The following is a 21,470-nucleotide window of genomic DNA, read 5'->3' as shown; positions in this document are numbered from 1 at the left end:
GGGATTTTTTATCGGGGAATACACGAGGTTGCGCTCATTATAGCAAACGGGCGTTCGTAAAAACAAGAGTTATTTTTCACTTTTCAAATCGAGCGGATGTGGTACAGTAACAGAGGAGCAAGCCTGTGTACGGACACAAACTGGGATGAGGTGAGTGAGGATGAAGCGCGAGGCGCAACTGGTGCGGGCGACCCTGCAGGTGCTGACGGAAGCGGTGTGGGCGGAGCAGATCTCTCTGGATGAACTGAGGCAGCAGAGCGGTGTGAGGGAGCCGCTATTTACGCTGGTCTGTGAGGGCGTGGAGCGATTTGCGGACGCGGCCGTGCTGCGGGAATTGGCCGAACGCCGGGAGCCGTTTCAATGGGTGGCGCGTCAGGCGCGCGAGGAGATGACGGCGTTGCTCGGCGCGCTGGAGCCTGTGCAGGCGACCGCGATCCTGTGCGGACTGCCGAGTGCGGCGAGGCTCGGCTATGCCACGCATCGGCTGGCAGCCCGGCTCGGCACATCGGAGTCGGCGGTGCGCGAATGGGAGCGCACCGCGTATGAAGCGGCGGCCGGTCAAGTGACGGAGCGGTTGCCGTTGCTCGATGCCGTTCGGCAGGCAGCGTCGGACCGCGCCGAACTGTGGGAGCAGATCGAGGAGTGGGAACCCGCGCCCGTCGACGCGGTGGACAGGCCGGACCGCGCAACCGGGCTGGAGCGAGAGGGGCTCGTGGCGATCATCTCACAGTTCAGGAGCGAAAATGTGCCGGAGAGTGACTGTCTGCCTGAGGCATACTCGGCACTTTCAACCGCCCAAACACCACAGTCAGGATACGAAAATGTGCCGGAGAGTGACTGTCTGCTTGAGACAAATCAGGCGCTTTCAACCGCCCAAACGCCCGTCATCGAACCTGCAGACGCAGACGCTGAACAGCCGGAAGACCTGCTCGACCGGGCAGCGGTCGATGCTGACTTCGATCTGCGACGCTATATGGCCCCGGCGTTGGAACTCGCCATTCGTCAGGCGTTCCATCGACACGGCGTTCACTCCCCGGAAAGGGTCAGACCTTTATTTTCTACCACAGAGCAACTGGCTGTCGATCTCGTGCTTCGACGCATCGAGTTGGAGACGGCAGGCGGAGAGGAGGAGACGCCGGATGCATGATCTGCAAATGATCGATCTTCGCGGGGCGTTGCAACAACATTTTGGATTTGCCGAGTTTCGCGGCGCACAGGAAGCGATCATCCGCGACCTGCTCGCAGGCGAAAACGTGCTCGGGATCATGACGACCGGTGCGGGCAAGTCGCTCTGTTACCAATTGCCCGCTCTGCTCTTGCCGGGTGTGACGCTCGTCATCTCTCCGTTGATCGCCTTGATGCAAGACCAAGTCGACCAACTGCACCGACGCGGCATCCCTCAGGCGACCTATATCAACTCCTCGCTCAACTACAACGAACTGCGTCAACGCATGGACGGCATGCGTCAAGGCCGCTACAAACTGGTCTACATCGCCCCGGAGCGACTGCGCTCGCAGGAGTTCGTCTCGCTGTTGCAAGAGATCCCCGTTTCGCTGTTTGTCGTCGACGAAGCGCATTGCATCTCCGAGTGGGGGCATGACTTCCGTACCGACTATCTCCAGATCGGCGATGTGCGCAAACGTCTCGGACGCGTCCCGGTGCTCGCTCTGACCGCGACGGCGACCCGCGAGGTGCAGGAGGACATCTTGATCCACCTGCGGATGGAGGACTGCCGCAAATTTGTCACCGGATTTGACCGGCCCAATCTGACCTTCCTTTTCAAGCGGGAAGAGACTCGCGAAGACAAATACCGCGAAGCCCTCGCCTTTCTGCGCAAACAGCAGGGCACCGGCATCATCTACGCCCCCTCGCGCAATGAATGCGAGGAGGTCGCGCGCTTTCTGCAACGGATGTTGCCCGACTCTTCCATCGCCTTTTACCACGCAGGTCTCCACCCGGAGGAGCGGCGGATCGTGCAGGACGAATTTATGCGCGGACAGACAAGGATCGTCGTGGCGACCAATGCGTTTGGCATGGGCATCGACAAATCGGATATCCGCTTCGTCCTGCATCTGCACGTGCCGGCCAGCGTCGAAGGCTATTACCAAGAAGCCGGACGCGCCGGACGGGACGGGCAGCCCGCTTTGTGCATGACGATCTACAACGAGCAGGACCGCGCCATCCACCACTTTTTCTTGAAACGGGAATTTCCCACCGAGCGCGAGTTTGACACCGCCTTCGACCGGATCGCGTACGGCATCTCGCCCGACGGTGTGTTTCGCGGCTCATGGCGGGAGATGACCCGCTGGCCGGGGCTTGACGATGATAAATTGTCCCTGTTGATCCACCACTGGGAGAGCTACGGCTGCCTGACCGTGCTCGACATGGCCGGTGACAGCGTGGCGATCCGCCCGGAGCTCGACCGGATGCAGGGACGCCGCACCGACGTGCTCCAGCAGGTGGAGCGGTTGAAGATGCGCCGCTTTGGCAAATTGAACCGCGTGGTGGACCTGCTGCGCTCGCCGGTCTGCCGTCGGGAAGGCATCCTCGCCTACTTCGGTGAAGTCCTGCGGTCGCGTCCGGACGTCTGCTGCGACGTCTGCAACCCGGAGTTGCACCTCAATCCGACGCTCGTCGACGCCGCGCTGCACAGGCTGGACTGGCAGCAGATCCTCGCCGACCTGATGCCGATGCACCGCCTCGATCCGAACCAAGCGCAAGACATGCGCCTCTCGATGACCGAGGGCGAGGAAGCGCTGCGCGTCGGCAACGAGAAAAATACGGACGAACTGCCGCGTCTCTTTGAGTTGCTCGGTTCGCCGTCTGTCACCACGCGGCGCATGGCCTGTTCCGCGCTGGGCAAGATCGGTCACCCGGACGCGGTGCCGCATCTGCTCCCGCGCCTGCAGGACAGCAATCCGCAGGTCCGCCAGTATGCGCTGAAGGCGCTGGAAAAGATCGACGACCGCCGCTGCATCCCCGCCGTGCATGCCCTTTTGCGCCGCGAGGAAAAAGAGTATAATATCCGACAAGCACGCAACATGCTGGATCAATGGGGAGAGGTGTACTAGGATGACCACCATTAAAAAAGAGAGCGAGCCCACGCTCTCACAACTGCAAGAGATGATCTGCGACTTCACGTATGCTCACGGCTGGAACAACTATCACAGCGGTCGCACGCTCTCGACGTCGGTCGCCATCGAGGCGGCTGAGCTGTTGGAGCATTTCCAATGGATTGAGCCAGGGCCGGAGAAGTACGAGGAAATCCGTTTGGAAGCGGCCGATATTTTGATCTACCTGCTCCAGTTCTGCAAGCACAAGGACATCGATCTGGCGCAGGCCGTGCAGGACAAGATGGCGATCAACGCCACGAGATGGCCGCTGGAAGAGAAATAAAGCACAGAAAAACAGCACTCCGATGCAGAGTGCTGTTTTTCATACTGCTCATTTACTCGACCATCTCCCGCAATTTCCGGTCGCTCGGGAGCAAGAACGCGAGGAACCCGAGCAGCGGCAACAGGGAGCAGAACCACATGACAAATTTTAATCCGTACCAGTCGGCGAGATTGCCCAGCACGACGGAGCCGATCCCGCCCAGACCGAAGGCGAGGCCGACGATCAGCCCGGAGGCGACGCCGACTTTGCCCGGCAGGAGTTCCTGCGCGTAGACGACGGTCGCCGCCGAGGATGAGGCGAGCACGACACCGAGCAGGAAGAGCAGCGGATAGGCCCAGAACAGCGAGACGTGCGGCAGGAGCAGTGTCACCGGGAGCGCACCGAGCAGCGAGACCAGAAGCACGTTGCGCCGCCCGACCCGGTCGCCGAGCGGACCGCCGACCAGCGTGCCGACGACGATGGCGACGGCGAGTGTAAAGACGTACGCTTGGGCGTTGGTGATCGAGATGCCGTAGTCGTGGATCAGATAGAACTGGTAGTAATTGTGAAAGCCTGACGACGTCCAACTGCGGGCAAAGACGAGAAACACCAGCAGGACGATGGCAAATCCGATCTTGCGGCGGTTGGCCGCTTCCGCCGTTCCGGATGCGACGGTCTTTTTAGGTTTCGCCCGGAACAGACCGGCGTCGAGCTGCCCTTGATACCACCGCGCCACATACAGACAGACCGGGATCGCCAGCAGCGCGAGACCTGTGCACCAGATCGCGCCGAACTGTCCGAACGGGACAAACAGCAACGCCGTCAACAGCGGCGCCATCGCGCTCCCGGCATTGCCGCCGACCTGATAGATCGACTGGGCAAATCCCCGTCGCCCGCCGGACGCCATGTACGCCACGCGCGAGCCTTCCGGGTGGAACACGGCCGAACCGAGCCCGACGAAGAAGATGGCGAAGATGACCAGCAGATAGCTCGGAGCGAGGGCGATGCCGATCATCCCGATCATGCTCATCATCATCCCGAGTGCCAGCAGGCGCGGTGTCGGCCGTTTGTCCGTATACAGACCGACGACCGGCTGGAGCACCGATGAGGTCATCGACAACGTAAACGAGAGCAGCCCGATCTGCGCATACGTCAAGCTCATGCTCTGCTGCAACACCGGAAAGGCAGCCGGGATCACGGCCTGCAGGGAGTCGTTCAGCAGATGGATCAAGGAAATCGCGACCAAGATCTTATAGACGGTGACGTTCTCTTGTGTCTTCACTTGCGGATGTTGCACCCCGGAAATCACAGCGATTCCCCCTTTTCTTCGCGATTCGAAACAATCTGTTAAAAAGAATACTCCCAATTTCTGTTTGGCACAACTGTCAGATGCAAATTGTGGTATCCTAAATCACAACCGCAATCACAGGAGGCACACGTTTGTGACTACATATAAGAAAAAACCGGCTGGAGGCCCCCGCAAACAGCAGGCCGCCGCTGCACCGACAGCGATCAAATTGCAGGTCGGCCAGATCGCCGAAACGGAGATCAAGCGGACCGGCATCAACGGCGAAGGCATCGGCTACATCGACCGCCAAGTCGTCTTCATCCCAGGCGCCTTGCCGGAGGAAAAAGTGCGCGTCAAAGTGACCAAGGTCGAGGCGAAGCACGCCGTCGCCGAACTGCAGATGGTCGTCAAAGCCTCGCCCAAACGGGTCGAGCCCCGCTGCCCGGTCTATGCGGAGTGCGGCGGTTGCTCGCTGCAGCACGCGTCGTATGATCTGCAACTGGATATGAAGCGAGAATTGGTGCGCGAGTCGTTCGCCCGCTATGCCAAGCTGCCGAAAGCTCCGGTCGAGCGGACGGTTGGGATGTCCGACCCGTGGTCCTACCGCAACAAAGCCCAACTCCCCATCGTCCAACACAAAGGCGATGTGGTCGTCGGCCTGTTCCAAGCTGGCTCCCACAACATCGTCGACGTCAGCGGCTGCCACGTGCAACACCCGCTGACCAACCGCATCGTGCAGGAAGTCCGCGACATCGCCCGCGACCTCGGCGTCAAACTCTACGACGAAAAAACGCACAAAGGCGAGCTGCGGACGGTCGTCGCCCGCGTCGGATTTGAAACGGGGGAGTGCCAACTCACCCTCGTCACGCGGACCAAAGAGCTGTCCCACCGACAGGAACTGGTCAAGCGCATGGCGGAACAAGTGCCGGAACTGACCTCGATCATGCAAAATGTCAATCCGGCCCGCACCTCGCTGATCTTCGGCGACGAGACGTTCCCGCTCTGGGGCGCGGACGTGATGGAAGAGCGACTTGGCGACGTGCAATTTTCCCTCTCGCCGCGTGCGTTCTTCCAACTCAACCCGGAGCAGACGACCAAGCTCTACAACCTCGTGGCCGACGCAGCGGCTCTCACCGGCAAGGAAGTCCTCGTCGACGCGTACTGCGGCGTCGGCACCATCGGGCTGTGGCTCGCTCCGAAAGCGCGGGAAGTCCACGGCATGGACATCGTCCCGGAAGCGATCGCCGATGCAAAGCGCAACGCGGAAAAGTCGGGGATCACCAACACCCGCTTTGTCGTGGGCGCGGCGGAGCAGATCCTCGTCGACTGGATGAAAAAAGGGCTCCGTCCCGACGTCGTTGTCGTCGACCCGCCCCGCACGGGACTTCATCCGGAACTTCTCCAAGCTCTGCTGAAAACGGCACCGAAAAAAATCGTCTACGTCTCCTGCAACCCGTCCACGCTTGGCAAAGACTGCGGCGTGCTGGGGGAGAAGTATGAAGTCAAGAAAGTCACACCGGTCGACATGTTCCCGCAGACGGCGCATGTCGAGAGCGTGACGGAACTGAGGCTCAAGTAGCTGTCAGGGAACCCGGTTGTAAACGACCGGGTTCGTTTTGTCTGTCGGGAGGAAATGAGCACGATCAGCCGAATTGGATGCATATGTAAATGTGAACAGGAGGCTGACCATGAAAATAGATGATTTGCAGGATATCGTGTCGTCCGCACAAGAACTGCACGATCTGCTGGGAGAACCTTCGCTGCTGTCGGCCAACAAGGTGATCCATCACTTGGATGAACATGTGCGTCATTTCCTCTCGCTGTCTCCGTTTGTGACGATCTCGACAGCAGATCGCGACGGGCACTGCGATGCCTCGCCGCGCGGGGATGCGCCGGGATTTGTGCATGTGTTGGATGAGAAGCGCCTCGTGATCCCGGAACGGCCGGGCAACAAGCGCATCGATTCGATCCGCAACATTCTCGCCAACCCGCGGATCGGGCTGTTGTTTCTTATCCCCGGTCTCAATGAGACTCTGCGGATCAACGGCCGGGCTGTTGTGGTGCGCGACGCGGACTTGCTGGCGAAGATGGCGGTGAACGGTCGCAGTCCGTTGTTTGGGATCGTGGTCGAGGTTGAGGAATGTTTCCTCCAATGTGCCAAAGCGTTGATGCGATCCAAGATCTGGAAGCCGGAGACGTGGCTGGCGCGAGAGCAACTGCCCAATCCGGCGCAGATCCTGGCCGATCACGTGAAACTGCCGGGCGTGACGGAGGAGAAGGTCGTCGTGATGCTGGAGGAGAGCTATACGAAGCGATACTATTGAAGCCGTGAGGAATAAAATGGAAAACAGAAAACAGAAAAGGCGCCTCTGCCTGCTGACGGGGCGTCTTTTTGCTGTCTGAGACAAGGTACGTCTGGGCAATCGCGGAAATACGCTGGGAAGGAGGACAGATGACAGGAGGAATTGACGGTGCAATATCTGTATGGAGATAACATGCAGTTGCGGGTGTTGGATGAGATCGAGTTTTGGAAACAGCAGGAGATGGAACATACGGTGGTGATCCGCACCATCGCGCCAGGGCTGGAGCCGGACTATGTGAAGGCGATGGAGCAGTGGGAGTTGGCATTGGGCCGGACGCAGGGGCTGGCGGTGCGCTATATTGAGTCTTTGGCCCGTACCGGGTCGGAGGCAGCGAAAGGGTTTTCCGATGAGACGCTGGCGCTCACGTATTTTGCGGTGAAGCAGAGCGAGCATTTTATTGCGGTGCTCGACCATCTGGTGGCGAACAGCACAGCGATCAAAGGCAATCCGGTCGCCAAGGTCGTCGTGGCGCATATCCGGCGCGAGTCGGAGTATTTCATCGGTGTGGCGCAGACGGTGCTGGAGTAGAAAAAACGCGGGACGATTGGCCTCTTTTCTGGTACGCTGGAAGAAACAGGACACTGGAGAAGGGGAGAGTTTCATTGAAGGAACAGCAAGTTACGTTGCGGCACGTCACACGCGACAATTGGGAAGCGGTCAACGCTCTGGGGCTGCATCCGCATCAGTCGACGTATGTGCCGACGGTGGCCGAATCGGTCGCGAAGGTCTATCTGCGGCCGGACGGCGATCATGTGTCGTATGAGCCGTTTGCGATCTGTGACGGGGAGGAGATCGTCGGATTTTTGATGATCGCCTATGAAGTTGAAGATGAGACGGCGGTGTGGATGAACGGGTTCTTTATCGACAAAGAGCGGCAGGGACAGGGCTACGGCCGTGCAGCTGTGCAGGCGGCGATCTCGCTGGTCAAGGAGCGGTTCCCGAACGCGTCGGAGATGCGACTCACTCTGAACCCGGCCAACTCGGTGGCGGAGTCGTTGTACCGCTCACTCGGTTACGAGGATACAGGTGTGATCTACGGCGATGAGCATGTGAACCGGTTGATCTTATAAAGGAACAGAGCTGTCGAGAACAAAGGCTCGACAGCTTTTTTCTTGTCATCCTGTCAGGCGTCGTGAATTTAATGGCGAGCGAGCAGATCCCGCACGGCGAACGGGGCGTAGAGGAGCAGAAACATCGCCAACGCGACCGCTTCCAAGGAGAGGATGTACCACGGCCACGGGCCGAGAAGATCCAGCAGGGAGGCATTTTCCGGTTTGGCGTTGAGGAACATATAGTTGGCGCCGATGCCTTTGTTGATCCCGGCGATCAGCAGGGCGAGCAGGTTGAGGGCGACGAAGGCGCGGACGAGCGAGCGCCAAGTGGGGCGATAGCGTTCGACGGCGATCATAAAGAAGGCAGCGGAGACGACTGCGCCGTGCGCGATGAAGAATTCAAACGTGCGAAAATGCGGATACGAATAATGACCGAGATCGGGTGTCAGGATCGCTTGCAGGGCTCCGGCCATGCCGGGCAGGTAGAGAAATTCGAAGAGCGCATAGCTTTTGGTCACCAGCATCACCGTGGCGAGCAACAGCGAGATCGAACACAATTGCAAAGGCAATGAGCGATCCAGCGTCCACGCACCGATGGAGACCTGCCAGACCTCCAGCGCGACTTCGCACAGGAGCAGCAGAGCGGCGAGGGACCAGCGAAATGCCCGGTTGGCGCGAGGGAGACGCAGTCGGTCTCGGTACAGCCAGATCAGCAGCAAAAAGAACCCGAGCAAAAGCAGGGTGACAACGTGTGGAATCGAGAATAATACAAAGGCATGGTTCAGCCCTTCGACGGTGAAGTATTTGTCTAAATTCGTGACGATGGTGGGCACCTCCATCCTTTTTCAGGTACAATTGCTAGTATTCTATCATCCGGAGGGTGACATTATGAACAAAAACATCGAAATGATGCGCAAACTGGTGGATCAAAAGAAACAGAAAAGCGGCCAACAGCGAGGCCTTGGCAACAAAGCGGAGAAAGACACGATGGAGAAAAACCGCAAAGTGGGCAAACAGTTGAAAAAAGGCGGGCTGTTTGACGGCAAGTAGGTCGTGGAGACGGGAGAGGAGGCGTTTTCGTGGAGACGCAAACGCAGAGACAAACGGTGCTGTTTATCGGTGCGGGCCGAATGGCGGAGGCGATCTTTGCCGGGCTGCTGCGCCGGGAGGATGCGCGCATCGGGGAGATCATCGTCAGCAACCGCAGCGACCGGGAGCGGCTGGCTGCGTTGCAGGCCCGCTACGGCGTGACGGTGACGCAGGACTGGCGGGAGCAGATCGGCCGCTCGACGGTTGTCGTGCTGGCGATGCCCCCGGGCGATCACAAGGCGGTGCTGGCCGAACTCGCGTCGCAGATCGGCGGACAATTTGTGGTCACGGTGGCGGCCGGGGTCGGGACGCAGCTCTTGGAAGCGAGCTTGCCCGCAGGCACGCCGGTGGCGTGGGTGATGCCGAATACGGCTGCGATGATCGGAGAGTCGATCTCGCTGTATACATACGGACAGGCTGTGCATGAGGAACACCGCGAGATCCTGTCGCTGCTGCTCGCAGGGATCGGCGAATCTGCTGAGTGCACCGAACAGCAAATTCATGAGCTGACGGCAGTGACGGGCAGCGCACCTGCGTTTTTGTATCGGTTTGTAGAAGCGCTGGAAGCGTCGGCCGTCTCCTACGGTCTGTCGGCAGATACAGCGAACAAGCTCGTGGCGCAAATGGTCTACGGATCGGCCAAGATGCTCAAGCAGGGGACCCCGCCAGCCGAACTGCGCGATGGGGTGACGACCCCAGGCGGGGCAACGGCTGCCGGGTTGCGCGTGCTGGACGAACGCGGCTATGCGGAAGCGTTGCAGGACGCAGTCGTGGCAACGAACGCCAGAGCCCGCGAGATGGCAGAAAAATAATCCATTCGCACGATTCTGTTTACAGAGCGAAGATATATAGATATACTAGTGACAACGCTTAATTTCCGTCATTCCGGTCGGAAAGCGGGGGAACCACTTCCTCTCTGGGGCGCATCGGTTTTCTGTTTCGGCAGGACACCGTAGGGAACCATCTATCCCGAGCCCGTCAGCTAACCTCGTCAGCGTGTGGATGGGTCATGGACAGTACCGTTATTTGTTCGGAGACCCGCTTTCTTTCCAGAAAGGCAAGGTCTCTTTTTTATTTGTTTGCAAAGGACCCTGCTCGCGACGGAGTTGGGTCTTTTTTTCTTGCAATCTTCCAAAAGAGAAAGGGTGTTTATCATTGTCCCATGCGGTCGTATTTGAAGGAGTACGAAAGGCATACGGGGAGACAGTCGTCATCGAAGACTTGAATCTCAACATTCCCGAAGGTAATATCGTGGTGTTTGTCGGTCCGTCCGGGTGCGGCAAGACAACGACGATGAAAATGATCAATCGATTGATCGAGCCGACGAAAGGGCGCGTGCTGGTAAACGGGAAGGACATCACAAAGATGAACCCGGTCGACCTGCGTCGCGGCATCGGCTACGTCATTCAGCAAGTGGGTTTGTTTCCGCACATGACGATCGCGGAGAATGTTTCGTTGGTGCCGAGGCTGCAAGGCGGCAAGAGCGCGATGGATGTGAACAAGGTCGATCTCCTGCTGGAGACGGTCGGACTCGATCCAAACCTCTACCGCGACCGCTATCCGGGCGAATTGTCCGGCGGTCAGCAACAGCGTGTCGGTGTGGCGAGGGCGCTGATGAGCGACCCGCCGATCATTTTGATGGACGAACCGTTCTCGGCGCTCGATCCGATCACTCGTGAAGGGTTGCAAGACGAGCTGATCCGTTTGAACCAAGAGTTGCACAAAACGATCATCTTTGTCACGCATGACATGGATGAAGCGTTGAAGATCGCCGATCAGATCATCGTGATGCAAGGCGGTCAGGTGATCCAGCAGGCGACGCCCGACCAGATCTTGCGCCGTCCGGCCAATGAATTTGTCCGGGACTTTATCGGCGAAAAGCGTCTGTCGTCGCACCAATCGTGGGTGGTCGAGGACGTGATGCTGAGGAGCCCGGTCAAGATGAGCCCGAAAAAAGGTCTGGCCGAGGCGGTCGAGACGATGCACCGAAAGCGTGTCACCGGCGTCGTGGTCACCGATCCGAGCGGCAAGTATCTCGGCATCGCCAACACGGCCGACATCTACGACCGTTATCAAGAGGAGTCGCTGTCGCTCGGCGAGGTGATGCGCACCGACGCGGTGACCGTGCGGGCGGGCACTCCACTGACGGAGGCGATCTCGCTGGTGCAGGAAGCTCCGTACGGCTATGTGCCGGTCGTCGACAGTCAAGGCAAGCTGGCCGGCCTGCTGACGCGTGCGTCGCTGGTCGATGTGCTGGCGAAACCCTATCTGGAGGAGGTGAGCGCCGGTGCGTGAGATGTGGACGATGTGGATGGAACGCATGCCGGATCTGCTCGCGGCATCGCAGCAGCATCTGTGGTTGTCGATGGTGGCGTTGTTCTGGGCGGTGCTGATCGCGGTGCCGCTGGGCATCACGCTGACCCGCTATCGGAAAATCGCAGGTCCGGTGATGGGCGTGGTGTCGGTGTTTCAGACGATCCCGTCGCTGGCGTTGCTCGGTTTTTTGATTCCGCTGTTTGGCATCGGGACGGTGCCGGCGATCATCGCGATGGTGATGTACGCGCTCCTGCCGATCCTGCGCAACACGTACACGGGCATCCTCGACGTTGACAAGGCGTTGCTGGAGGCAGGGCGCGGCATGGGCATGACGCGGGGACAGATGCTGCGGATGGTCGAACTGCCGCTGGCCCGTTCGATGGTGTTTGCCGGCATCCGCACGGCGGCGGTGATGACGATCGGCGTGGCGACGCTGGCGGCGTTTATCGGCGCGGGCGGTCTCGGTGATCTGATCCTGCGCGGCATCTCGACGTCCGATACGGGCACGATCCTCGCCGGGGCCATCCCGGCGGCGGTGATGGCGATCCTGTTCGACATGCTGCTGGCGTGGCTCGACACGGCGGTCACACCGCGCGGCCTGCGGGTGAAGCAAGGCAAGGTGAAGACGACGCCGATGTGGAAAAAGGCGGTCGTGGCGACGGCGTGCGCGGTGCTGGTGCTGTCGCTCGGCTATACGGCGGTAACCACCTCATCGGCGGCGGGTGAGAAGATCACCGTCGTCGGCAAAAACTTTACCGAGCAGGACATCATGGCCTATCTGGTGGGGCGTCTGCTGGAAGAAAAGCTGGACGTGCCGGTCGAGGTCAAATCGTATCTCGGCGGGACGGATGTCGCGTTTGGTGCGATGAAGAGCGGCAACGCCGATGTCTACGTCGAGTACACGGGGACGGGCTATGTCAATATCCTCAACAAGGAAGCGGCATCCGATCCGCAACAGGTGTACGACGAGGTGAAGCAGGCGTTTGCCGAGCGGTACCGGATGGACTGGCTGGAGCCGATCGGCTTTAACAACACGTACGCGCTGGCTGTGTCGCAGGAGACGGCGAAGCGGTACGGTTTGAAAAAAGTATCCGATCTGCGACCTGTCGCGGGCGAGCTGGTGTTTGGCACCAATCAGGAGTTTCTGGACCGCCCGGACGGCATGCCGGGTCTGACGAAGACGTACGATCTGAACTTTAAAGACGTCAAGTCGATGGACGCGGGTCTGAAGTACACTGCGCTCAACTCGGGACAGGTGCAACTGATCGACGCGTACTCGACAGACGGGCGTTTGATCCAGAACAACCTCGTGCTGCTGGAGGACGACAAACACTTCTTCCCGCCGTACTATGCGGCCCCGCTGGTGCGTCAGGACGCGCTGGAACAATATCCGGACATGCGCGACACGCTGAATCTGCTCGCAGGCAAGATCGACGAGCAAGAGATGGCCGAACTGAACGCAAAAGTGGATGTGGAAAAGCAACAAGCCAAATCTGTGGCAGAGGAATGGTTGAAAAAAGAGGGTCTGATCGAGTAGGAAAATCGAGTGAAAAAAGGGGCGATGGCCGAGGGCTGTTGTCCCTTTTTTTGCTAGGCAAGTGGCAGAATATGCGGTATAATCATACTATAAACGAGAACAAATGTTCTGTCGAGGGGGATTTGGCGTGACGCTGACTTTTCACGATTTAGATGAGCAGACTCGGCATTTGATGGTGGAAGAGCTGGAACTGGACCAAAGTGCGGGCCGGCTGTATCTGAGTCCTCGTTTGAATGAGGATGGACTTGGACGATTCCCGACTCTTTTGAAGGAAGCGATGCTCACGGGTGATGCAGCCCTGTTAGCCTCGAAGATTTTGCAGGAGCGTCTGTTATCGGATCTGGAACCGCGCAAACATAAAAGCGGCGGGGTCCAGATGGTCCGCGTCTCGTACAATGCCCACGAAATGTTGGCGGAAGGCGAGTTTAATAAATTTTATGTTCGGGCGCTTTGCCGTCGAGCCCTCGGAGAGACCGGAGCCAAACTGCGCATCTATCGCGCGAAACCCGTCACTCAACCCCGTCATGATTCGCTGGAGAAAATAGGTCAGATCATCGACCCGGTTGAACTTTTGGCCGACCTGCGCGGTAATTTGGGCGTGGATGCTGCGTTGAAAGCACCGAGCGGTCCAAACTCGGGTCTGAGTGTTGAGTTGGTCAAATAGCGTGACTCGTTACAAAAAAGGTCCGCGATGTAGATCGCGGACCTTTTTATGACGAATCGTCATCCATATTTCATTGGCACACTTACTGGTCAGCCAAAAACTTACACCGTCTCCGGTTCCTCCACCGGCCATTTTTCCAAGGAGTAGCCCATCGCCCAGAAGGAGAGCTCGTATTGGCTGGAGATCAGGAAGTGGCGTTCCATGCGTTTGCGTTCTTCCGGGGTGGCGAGTTCGGCGAGGGCGTCGAGGCGGTCGATCTGCTCTTGGACGAGGGTGGCGAACCAGTCACCGCCGTATGCGTTGATCCAGTCTTGGTAGATCGGCTCGGCCGGGGTGGAGCCTTGGAGGCGTTCGCCGATCTCCTGGTAGAGCCAGTAGCAAGGGAGGATCGCGGCGATGATCTCGCCGAGCGTGCCGGTGTGGGCGACGGCCAGCAGGTGGGTGGAGTACGCGTAGGCGGTCGGTGCCGGTTCAAACGTTGCGATCGTCTCTTCGGTGATGCCGAGGCGTTTGGTGAAGTTGCGGTGCAGGTCGAGCTCCGCTTCGTAGGTGCCTTGCGCGTGGGCGGCCATGCGGGACGTGGTGTGCAGGTCTGAGGCTTTTGCTGCGCCCAGCGCTTGGACTTTGGCGAAGACGGAGAGGTAGTAGGAGTCGTTCAGCACGTAATATTTGAAGCTCTCCAGCGGCAGGCTGCCGTCGGCGATCCCGGTGACAAACGGGTGCTCGAAGCTCGCTTGCCAGGAAGTGTTGGCTTTCTCGCGGAGATAGGTGGAAAATTTCATGTGGTACGGTCCCCTTTCGGTGGCGTTCGTATTAATAACCATTTAAATCATAGCATAGCTTGTGAAGAATGAAAACGATAAACCGGGAGGGAGGGACGACGATGCGGACGATGTGTGAACAAGGGCATCTGTTGGTGATCGGCGGGGCGTTGCGGTCCGACCATGTGGCGGTGTATCGCCGGTTCATCGACTTCGCCGGGGGCATGGAGCGGGCACGGATCGGGATCTTTCCGACGGCGAGTGCTTCTCTTGCGTCTTCGCAGCGGATGATGGATGATCTGGTGCGGTACGGGGTGCCGCCCGAACATATTTATATAGCCGACCTGACACGGACAGACCTGATTTCGCAGATCGAGCGCTCCACCGGGTTTTATTTTGTCGGCGGGGATCAGCTGAGGATCACGGAGGCGTTGTTGACGGCAGAAGGGCGGGATACACCGGTGATGGCGGCGATCCGCAGGGTCTATGCGACCGGCGGGGTGATCGCCGGGAGCAGTGCCGGGGCGGCGATGCAGAGCGAGCGGATGATGTCGGCGTCCGGGGTCCCGCTCGATACGCTCGACGGGGGTCTGGCCACGCAGCCGTATCGGCGCGGGGTGTATGTGTCGCCGGGGTTGGGCTTGTTCAAGGGAGGGATCATCGATCAGCATTTCAACACGTATGACGGGCGGCCGGCGCGGCTCGCTCGCGTGTTGGTGGAAACGGGCGTGCCGCTCGGGTTTGGTGTGGATGAAAATACAGCGATGGCGGTGTGCGGCGAGGAGTCGTTTGAGGTGATCGGGACGGGTGCGGTGATGATCCTCGATGCGTCGCGGGCCACATGGGAAGAAGGGCCGCTCGGGGTGAGGGTGAGCGGAGTGGAGGTGACGCTTTTGCAGGAGGGCGACCGTTATGATCTGCGGACAGGGGAAATACGGGTCCACGAACAGAAGACGTTGATTCGCCAAGGCGAGGAGTATCGGAAGGGCAATCGGGTGATCACCGATCTGACGCAGACAAATGCGTTTCACCGAGGGATGACCGTTGGCCTTATCGATAACACAGCGCAGACGCAAATCGGGTGGATGCTCCGGCAAAGCGGGCAACAAAAGCAAGCTCGACAGGATACACAGGATACAAAAGGTCAGCAAGGTCAGCCGCCACGGTTCGGCTACAAATTCACGTTTTCCAAAACGGACTCGACAGCGGGCTATTTCGGCACGGTAAACGGAGTGGACTCCTACGCGGCGGTGCGCGTGAGGATGGATGTGGAGCCGCTGAAGGTGCATGATCTTCTCGGGCTGTCGTGGTAAACTAAGGGACATCACAAGGAACTGCGAAAAGGAGCACCTGCACTCGATGAACACGATCTATTGCCTCGTGCCGGGGCCTTATTGGGCACTTTACAAAGATAAGGACGAGTATGTGCCGCGCGATTATGAAGAAGAAGGATTTATCCATGCCACCAAAGGCGACGACCTGCTCGCTCGGGTGACAAAGCGCGTATATGCGGCGCATGAAGGCGAACTGCTGTTGCTCGTCATCGACGAGTCCCGCGTCCGCTCTGAAGTGAAATACGAGCAGGCAAGCGACGGCAACCTCTACCCGCACATCTACGGACCGCTGAACACGGACGCGATTGCGGAGATCCGCGAGATGGTCAAAGGCGTAGACGGTCTGTGGCAGATCGGCGCAGTGACCGGGCGATAAGGGAAAGAAACAAAAACGCCCGCAAAGAAATCCTAAGTAGCAACACGAGAACTGCACGAACACGAGAACACAGGGCGTTGCTCTGTGTTCTTTCGCGATTTTTTCTGCCTCATCCCTGTAACTTCGCGTACCCCAGATGCGTCGAACTTGACAGAAACAGTGCGAGAGAGAGGAGGCGGACGGGTCGATGGATGACATCGTCAAACGCGCCTTGGTGGATGAGCAGGCGATGCACAGCTTGCTGTCTGAGTTGGAACCGTTTGTGTATCGGGTGGCGTATCATCTGACGCATCATCAGCAGGACGCCGAGGACATCGCGCAGGACGTTTTGTACAAAGTGTGTACCAAGCTGTCGATGTATCGCGGCGACAGTGCGCTGCAGACGTGGGTGTATTCGCTGGTGATGAACACGTATCGCGATTTCCTGCGCAAAAAGAAAGTGCGGCTCACGGAGCCTTTGGATGAAGGAATGTCGAGCGGCGGATTTGAAGAAGCGGCCGATGCGCGGATGATCTGGCAGGCGGTGCTGCAGGAACTGCCGGAAGCGGACCGCAACATTTTGATCCTGCGTTTCCAAAATGACCTCTCCGTGCGCGAGGTGGCGGAGATTTTGAATATGACGGAAGCTAATGTGAAAACGAAAGTGTTTCGGTTGAAAGATCGATTGCGAAGTCTTTTCTTCAAGGGAGGTGAAGTCCTGTGAACAACTGTCGTGAAAGGGTCCAAGCGATCTGGGCAGGTCTGCGATCCGAGGAGATCGAGACGCACTTGCAAACGTGCGCCGAGTGCGCCGACGCATGGCGTGAAAAAGAACTGTTGATCCAAAAGCTCTCCGCGCTCGAAGTGCCGCCGCCATCGCGTTCGCTGTTGCCAAGTCAGGAAGTGATTCAGGCTGCCGTTCGCAGGAACCGTCGCCGACCTTGGCAAAAGATGTCCACGGCAGCCGCCGCTGCGGTGTTGGTGCTCGGCGTGACGACCGGTCTGATGATCCAGCAAAACAATGAAAATCCCACCGTGCCCGGTGACGGCGTGCCGCAACAGACGGTGACCCCGCCGCCGGTGACCGAAGTGCCGCCGGAGCAGCAGATCGAGCCGCAAAAGCCGACTCCGGACGCAGAGACCGACCCGGTGACGGTCGAGCTGGCGGCTGGAGTTGACGCGGTGCCGAACATGGCGCAGATCAAGCTCTATCTGGAGAACAACCTGCCGGGCGATCTGATCACCAAGATGACGATCACCGGATTTGTGGAAAACCAAGGCTCGACGAAGGAGCGGTCGATCGGCGATCTGATCTACTCGCTGGAGATGAAGCCCGAGGGGTTCTCGCCTGTCTTTGCGAAAGGCGAACAGCGGTCCCTGATCGTGCTGGAGCCGCTTAAAGGACAGTGGCAGGTGACCCACTTTGAACCGCTGGCTCAGCCCGCGACGGCGGAGCAAGCCGCCCGGATGTGGGTCGAGGCGTTGTACACGCGCAACGGTGTGCTGATGTATATGGCGATGGCGCCGGAGAGCAAGGCGGAGAAGCGGTCGATGTTTGAGCGCACCTCCTGGCGCGTGCCGTCCGAAGACCCGCGTGCGGCGGAGGGGGTGCAGCCGAAACGGGATCCATCGACGCAACCCGGAGGCATGCAGGCTTTCACGTTCCCGCTGGTGGCCAACGATCCGAAGATCACCGGTTTGGTCGGGACGGTCCGCGTAGCCACGGACGGCAACGGGCACTATTTTGTTCAGTCGTTCGGCTACGGCGTGGAGCAGTCACAGGAAGAGGTCGACCGGTTCAATCGGTCGCTGGACGTCTCGGTCGACTATGTGAAGGAGATGCTTCGCGACACGGTCACGAAAGACGCGATCGAATTTAAATTGGGCAAGGAGTACGTCGTCGAGAAGCACGCCGTATCCGGCACGGTCGTCTCTCGTTATGACTTTCCGGGCGAGGTCGCTTACAAATATGTGAAAAGCCCGTCGGAAGAGGGCATCGCCACGTTTGACTCGCAAGGTCTGGCGTCCGGGAAGATGCGGATGCAGGTGCTGATCGGATTTGACGCGTCGGGCAAGGTGAGACACTATCAGGTCTTCTACCACGACTCGGCAGAGGCAAGCGGGTACAGCACCTATGAACGGCGTGAGGAAGGCGGTCTCTATCTCAACGACAAACCCGTACAGTGAGCCACAGAATGCCTCCGGATCTCATATCCCGGAGGCGTTCTTTCATCAAGACGGTCAATCGCACCGATGCAGGCCGTCGGTCGCTTGACTTCCGATGCGGGGCGTTCTAAAATTTAGATACTTAGAAGAACGTCTAAATACGGAAGGGTGTGGCGATCATCAACGAAACGTTCAAAGCTCTCTCAGACGCCACGCGCCGGAAGATCATCCGCTTGCTCCGAGAGCGGGATATGACGGCCGGGGAGATCGCGGAGCAGTTCAACATGACCAAACCGAGCATCTCGCATCACCTCAATTCGCTGAAGCAGGCCCGGCTCGTGCTCGACGAGCGGCACGGCCAGCACATCGTCTATTCGCTGAACACGACGGTGGTGCAGGAAGTGATGGGCTGGTTTTTGGAGATCGTGTCCGGCGAAGAAGAGACCGGGCGGGAGGGCGAGCAGAGATGAAGTGGATGAAGGGCAATCGTGTGGCGGTGTGGCTGATCGTGTTGATCGCACTGGTGCCGTCGGTCATCGGCGGGATCTATTATCAAGAGCTGCCCGATCAAGTCGCCAGCCACTTTAACGAAAAGGGCGAGCCGGACGACACGCAAGACAAAGCATCGTTTCTCATCGTGACCGGGTTGATGAATCTCCTGATCCCGCTGTTCTTGCTGGGGCTGTCCAAGATCGATCCGAAAAAGGAGAACTATATCAAGTTTGCGCCCGCGATGCGAACGATCGCCGTGGCGACGACGATGTTGCTCAGCGGCTCGCTGACGATGGTGGTCTTTTACAATCTCGGCTATGAGTTTCCGTTTAAAATGGAGCGCGTCGTGATGGCAGCGCTTGGACTCCTGTTCCTCTGGATCGGCAACGTGACCGGACAGATCCGCCCCAACTACATGGTCGGCATCCGCACGCCGTGGACGATGGCGAGCGAGGAAGTGTGGCGGCGGACGCACCGCATGGGCGGCCCGGTGATGATGATCGGCGGGCTGGTGTTGATCGTCCTTGCACTTTTGACCGACGTGACCTTGCTCGCGGTGCTGCCGGTGGTGATCGGGTCGGCGCTGATCCCGGCGGTGTATTCGTTTGTGATCTATCGAAACCTGCAGCGGCAGGTGAAATAAAGCAAATCCAGCTCCCCCCTCTTTCGCGATGTGATGCGGAAGAGGGAATTTTTTTAACATCTGGGATTAAATAGAAATTATTCTTTCCAAAAAATTTTTACATATTCTACACCAAAATCCGCTGTATCCGTGTTAAAATGAAATAGTTTTGAAATCATAGACTGTTTTGCATCCTTGCGGAGGTGTGCGAGAAATGACTTGGAAAAACAAAGCGGCCAAGGTGATCTTGGCTATGACGCTGGCAGTGCCGGCACTGTGGAGCGGCGGACAACTGGCGACGGCAGAAGGCCCGTCCGATCCGGCTCCGGAGATCACGGCGAAGGTGGTCAACGGCAACGCAGGCAAGAAAGTTCTCTTCGACAACACGCACGGCCAAACGGCCGGCGCGGCAGACTGGGTCATCGACGGCGGGTTCTCCGATTTCGGCAACGCACTGGCAAACGACGGTTTCTACGTGAAAGAGCTGCGCAAATCGACGCCGATCACGCTGACCGACCTGCAAGCCTATGACGTGTTTGTCATCGGGGAAGCGAACATCCCGTACAAAGCGTCCGAGCAAGACGCAATGTTGCAATACGTACAAGGCGGCGGTTCGATCTTCTTCATCGCCGACCACTACAACGCTGACCGCAACAAAAACCGTTGGGACGCATCGGAAGTGTTCAACGGCTATCGTCGCGGCGCATGGACCGACCCGGCGAAAGGCTTCACCACCGAAGAGCGCAACTCCTCGGCTATGCAAGGCGTGACGTCCTCCGACTGGCTGTCGAACAACTTCGGCGTACGCATTCGTTACAACGCGCTCGGCGACATCACGGCGAACAACATCGTCGCTCCGTCCCAGGCGTTCGGCATCACGACCGGCGTTTCCACCGTGGCGATGCATGCAGGCTCCACTGTGGCGATCACCGATCCGACCAAGGCAAAAGGCATCGTCTATCTGCCGGCTACCACCGCGGCATGGCCGAACGCAGTTGACCAAGGCGTCTACAATGGCGGCGGCGTGGCAGAAGGTCCGTACGCGGCAGTCTCCAAAGTCGGTGCCGGCAAAGCGGCATTCATCGGCGATTCCTCGCCGGTAGAAGACGCGACGCCGAAGTACCTGCGCGAAGAGACCGGCACCACCAAGAAGACGTACGACGGCTTCACTGAGCAAAACGACGCCACTCTGCTCGTCAACATGGTCAACTGGCTGGCGAAAAAAGAAAGCTACACCTCGTTGACCCAAGTATCCGGTCTGACGCTCGACCAGCCGACCGCTCTGTACTCCTGGGAACTGCCGGCCAACTCCACCGAACCGCAAGCTGAGCCGTGGGCTGCTCCGGCTACGGGCTACAAGTGGTACGACCCGACCACGTTCAAGACGGGCTCCTACGGCGCTGGCGGCACCGTCACCAACCCGCCGCCGACGTCCGGTCCGTGGGGCTTCGTGCACCAGTCCATCCTGCCGAACCAATACACGTTCCAAGTCAAAGTCGTAGCGACCGGCTGGACTCCGGGTTCGACCCAGTCCAACTTCAACCTCGGCGTGTATAACACCTCCGGCTCGCAGATCGCCAAAGTGCAGAACGCGAACGGCACCTGGCCGACCTCGTACGGTTACAGCTCCTACTTCTCGATGACGGCCGACAGCACCGGCACCGCGACGAAAATCCTCAACGTGCAGCTCAACCCGAGCTACTACGGCGCGGCTAACATGCGCCTCCGTCAAAGCACGACGAGCAAGTTCACCGAAGCTGTGACGGTCGACAACGTAGCGGTTCAACCGCTTCCGTAAGGATGTTTACTGATAAGAAAAGCCCCTCCATCTTCGGATGGAAGGGCTTTTTGCCTTATATAAATCTCCTTAAATTTCTCTGCCTTTGTGAAATCGCAACTTTACGAAAAAATAACCCATTCACGCATTTGAGATGCTAGAATAAGGTTGTAATGCCTGTATGCGGCATCCGACTGCAAGTGGGGATGGGGGAGCTCATAGGGCAGATACTAAGGGGACGAATTCACAACCGAATCGTTCCTGTGGAGGTGTAAAATT

At 58.7% G+C, this 21,470-nt stretch carries 22 protein-coding genes and 1 riboswitch; of the genes, 19 read left to right on the top strand and 3 right to left on the bottom strand.

The annotated features are described in order from the left end of the window. The first annotated feature begins 160 nt into the window (after nucleotides 1-160). Genes OS242_RS14770 through OS242_RS14760 form a run of 3 tightly spaced genes read left to right on the top strand, consistent with a single transcriptional unit; the run spans nucleotide 161 to nucleotide 3,396 of the window. Entirely contained in the window at nucleotides 161-1,147 is a 987-nt protein-coding gene (locus OS242_RS14770; protein ID WP_267152456.1) for a hypothetical protein, read from the top strand. Then, nucleotides 1,140-3,071 carry a RecQ family ATP-dependent DNA helicase gene (locus tag OS242_RS14765; RefSeq protein WP_267152455.1) on the top strand — a complete coding sequence of 644 codons (1,932 nt, stop codon included), beginning with the start codon at nucleotides 1,140-1,142 and terminating at the stop codon, nucleotides 3,069-3,071. The genes OS242_RS14770 and OS242_RS14765 overlap by 8 nt, the downstream gene beginning before the upstream one ends. 1 nt (nucleotide 3,072) lies before the next feature. Further along, nucleotides 3,073-3,396, top strand: a complete 324-nt coding sequence (locus tag OS242_RS14760; RefSeq protein ID WP_267152454.1) for a nucleotide pyrophosphohydrolase — start codon at nucleotides 3,073-3,075, stop codon at nucleotides 3,394-3,396. A 52-nt stretch (nucleotides 3,397-3,448) separates the two neighbouring features. On the opposite strand, the gene OS242_RS14755 is transcribed toward OS242_RS14760, so the two are convergent. Continuing rightward, nucleotides 3,449-4,681, bottom strand: a complete 1,233-nt coding sequence (locus tag OS242_RS14755; RefSeq protein ID WP_407702117.1) for an MFS transporter — start codon at nucleotides 4,679-4,681, stop codon at nucleotides 3,449-3,451. Nucleotides 4,682-4,817: 136 nt separating this feature from the next. Between OS242_RS14755 and rlmD the strand changes: the two genes are divergently transcribed. From rlmD to OS242_RS14735, 4 genes are all read left to right on the top strand, one after another. Then, entirely contained in the window at nucleotides 4,818-6,242 is a 1,425-nt protein-coding gene (gene rlmD, locus OS242_RS14750; protein WP_267152453.1) for a 23S rRNA (uracil(1939)-C(5))-methyltransferase RlmD, read from the top strand. 109 nt (nucleotides 6,243-6,351) lie between these two features. Beyond that, nucleotides 6,352-6,987, top strand: a complete 636-nt coding sequence (locus OS242_RS14745; protein ID WP_267152452.1) for a pyridoxamine 5'-phosphate oxidase family protein — start codon at nucleotides 6,352-6,354, stop codon at nucleotides 6,985-6,987. Nucleotides 6,988-7,134: 147 nt separating this feature from the next. Then, on the top strand, nucleotides 7,135-7,554 hold the full coding sequence (locus OS242_RS14740; RefSeq protein ID WP_267152451.1) for a DUF2935 domain-containing protein: 420 nt from the start codon (nucleotides 7,135-7,137) through the stop codon (nucleotides 7,552-7,554). Nucleotides 7,555-7,628: 74 nt separating this feature from the next. After that, complete coding sequence (locus OS242_RS14735; RefSeq protein WP_267152450.1) at nucleotides 7,629-8,096, top strand: GNAT family N-acetyltransferase; 468 nt, start codon at nucleotides 7,629-7,631, stop codon at nucleotides 8,094-8,096. Between the two features lie 68 nt (nucleotides 8,097-8,164). Here OS242_RS14735 and OS242_RS14730 read toward each other — a convergent pair whose 3' ends face one another. Further along, a complete protein-coding gene (locus tag OS242_RS14730) occupies nucleotides 8,165-8,911 on the bottom strand; it encodes a YwaF family protein (RefSeq protein WP_267152449.1) in 747 nt (248 codons plus the stop codon). Nucleotides 8,912-8,966: 55 nt separating this feature from the next. Between OS242_RS14730 and OS242_RS14725 the strand changes: the two genes are divergently transcribed. The 5 genes from OS242_RS14725 to OS242_RS14700 all read left to right on the top strand — a co-directional run bounded on the left by OS242_RS14725 (nucleotide 8,967) and on the right by OS242_RS14700 (nucleotide 13,684). Next, a complete protein-coding gene (locus tag OS242_RS14725; RefSeq protein ID WP_267152448.1) occupies nucleotides 8,967-9,128 on the top strand; it encodes a hypothetical protein in 162 nt (53 codons plus the stop codon). Nucleotides 9,129-9,157: 29 nt separating this feature from the next. Beyond that, nucleotides 9,158-9,979, top strand: coding sequence for a pyrroline-5-carboxylate reductase (gene proC, locus OS242_RS14720; protein WP_267152447.1), 822 nt, complete (start codon nucleotides 9,158-9,160; stop codon nucleotides 9,977-9,979). A gap of 45 nt (nucleotides 9,980-10,024) precedes the next feature. After that, nucleotides 10,025-10,178: riboswitch (cyclic di-AMP (ydaO/yuaA leader) on the top strand. 144 nt (nucleotides 10,179-10,322) lie between these two features. Further along, nucleotides 10,323-11,462: an ABC transporter ATP-binding protein gene (locus OS242_RS14715; protein ID WP_267152446.1), complete on the top strand. Its 1,140-nt coding sequence runs from the start codon at nucleotides 10,323-10,325 to the stop codon at nucleotides 11,460-11,462. Nucleotide 11,463: 1 nt separating this feature from the next. After that, a complete protein-coding gene (locus OS242_RS21330; protein WP_323372961.1) occupies nucleotides 11,464-13,020 on the top strand; it encodes a glycine betaine ABC transporter substrate-binding protein in 1,557 nt (518 codons plus the stop codon). A 127-nt stretch (nucleotides 13,021-13,147) separates the two neighbouring features. Further along, a complete protein-coding gene (locus OS242_RS14700) occupies nucleotides 13,148-13,684 on the top strand; it encodes a hypothetical protein (protein WP_267152445.1) in 537 nt (178 codons plus the stop codon). Nucleotides 13,685-13,785: 101 nt separating this feature from the next. Here the strand turns inward: OS242_RS14700 and tenA are convergent, their stop codons facing one another. After that, nucleotides 13,786-14,466, bottom strand: coding sequence for a thiaminase II (gene tenA, locus OS242_RS14695; protein WP_267152444.1), 681 nt, complete (start codon nucleotides 14,464-14,466; stop codon nucleotides 13,786-13,788). Nucleotides 14,467-14,567: 101 nt separating this feature from the next. Between tenA and OS242_RS14690 the strand changes: the two genes are divergently transcribed. From OS242_RS14690 to OS242_RS14660, 7 genes are all read left to right on the top strand, one after another. Next, on the top strand, nucleotides 14,568-15,758 hold the full coding sequence (locus OS242_RS14690) for a cyanophycinase (protein WP_267152443.1): 1,191 nt from the start codon (nucleotides 14,568-14,570) through the stop codon (nucleotides 15,756-15,758). A 46-nt stretch (nucleotides 15,759-15,804) separates the two neighbouring features. Next, entirely contained in the window at nucleotides 15,805-16,155 is a 351-nt protein-coding gene (locus OS242_RS14685; RefSeq protein ID WP_267152442.1) for a DUF952 domain-containing protein, read from the top strand. 187 nt (nucleotides 16,156-16,342) lie between these two features. Next, a complete protein-coding gene (locus tag OS242_RS14680) occupies nucleotides 16,343-16,858 on the top strand; it encodes an RNA polymerase sigma factor (protein ID WP_267152441.1) in 516 nt (171 codons plus the stop codon). After that, nucleotides 16,855-18,321 (top strand): anti-sigma factor family protein, encoded by a 1,467-nt coding sequence (locus OS242_RS14675; protein WP_267152440.1) that lies wholly within the window; start codon nucleotides 16,855-16,857, stop codon nucleotides 18,319-18,321. The genes OS242_RS14680 and OS242_RS14675 overlap by 4 nt, the downstream gene beginning before the upstream one ends. Before the next feature lie 158 nt (nucleotides 18,322-18,479). Continuing rightward, nucleotides 18,480-18,770: an autorepressor SdpR family transcription factor gene (locus tag OS242_RS14670; protein WP_267152529.1), complete on the top strand. Its 291-nt coding sequence runs from the start codon at nucleotides 18,480-18,482 to the stop codon at nucleotides 18,768-18,770. Beyond that, nucleotides 18,767-19,435 carry an SdpI family protein gene (locus OS242_RS14665; protein ID WP_267152439.1) on the top strand — a complete coding sequence of 223 codons (669 nt, stop codon included), beginning with the start codon at nucleotides 18,767-18,769 and terminating at the stop codon, nucleotides 19,433-19,435. The genes OS242_RS14670 and OS242_RS14665 overlap by 4 nt, the downstream gene beginning before the upstream one ends. Nucleotides 19,436-19,628: 193 nt before the next feature. Then, a complete protein-coding gene (locus OS242_RS14660) occupies nucleotides 19,629-21,212 on the top strand; it encodes a DNA-binding protein (RefSeq protein ID WP_267152438.1) in 1,584 nt (527 codons plus the stop codon). The last annotated feature ends 258 nt before the right edge of the window (nucleotides 21,213-21,470 follow it).

This window comes from Tumebacillus lacus, assembly GCF_026410385.1.
GTDB lineage: Bacteria > Bacillota > Bacilli > Tumebacillales > Tumebacillaceae > Tumebacillus > Tumebacillus lacus.
This window is presented reverse-complemented; position numbering and strand designations above follow the sequence as displayed.

Coding starts and splice junctions, on each gene's coding strand:
- OS242_RS14770 (WP_267152456.1), top strand. CDS start 161: ATGAAGCGCGAGGCGCAACTGGTGCGGGCGACCCTGCAGGTGCTGACG.
- OS242_RS14765 (WP_267152455.1), top strand. CDS start 1,140: ATGCATGATCTGCAAATGATCGATCTTCGCGGGGCGTTGCAACAACAT.
- OS242_RS14760 (WP_267152454.1), top strand. CDS start 3,073: ATGACCACCATTAAAAAAGAGAGCGAGCCCACGCTCTCACAACTGCAA.
- OS242_RS14745 (WP_267152452.1), top strand. CDS start 6,352: ATGAAAATAGATGATTTGCAGGATATCGTGTCGTCCGCACAAGAACTG.
- OS242_RS14725 (WP_267152448.1), top strand. CDS start 8,967: ATGAACAAAAACATCGAAATGATGCGCAAACTGGTGGATCAAAAGAAA.
- OS242_RS21330 (WP_323372961.1), top strand. CDS start 11,464: ATGTGGACGATGTGGATGGAACGCATGCCGGATCTGCTCGCGGCATCG.
- tenA (WP_267152444.1), bottom strand. CDS start 14,466: ATGAAATTTTCCACCTATCTCCGCGAGAAAGCCAACACTTCCTGGCAA.
- OS242_RS14690 (WP_267152443.1), top strand. CDS start 14,568: ATGCGGACGATGTGTGAACAAGGGCATCTGTTGGTGATCGGCGGGGCG.
- OS242_RS14685 (WP_267152442.1), top strand. CDS start 15,805: ATGAACACGATCTATTGCCTCGTGCCGGGGCCTTATTGGGCACTTTAC.
- OS242_RS14680 (WP_267152441.1), top strand. CDS start 16,343: ATGGATGACATCGTCAAACGCGCCTTGGTGGATGAGCAGGCGATGCAC.
- OS242_RS14665 (WP_267152439.1), top strand. CDS start 18,767: ATGAAGTGGATGAAGGGCAATCGTGTGGCGGTGTGGCTGATCGTGTTG.
- OS242_RS14660 (WP_267152438.1), top strand. CDS start 19,629: ATGACTTGGAAAAACAAAGCGGCCAAGGTGATCTTGGCTATGACGCTG.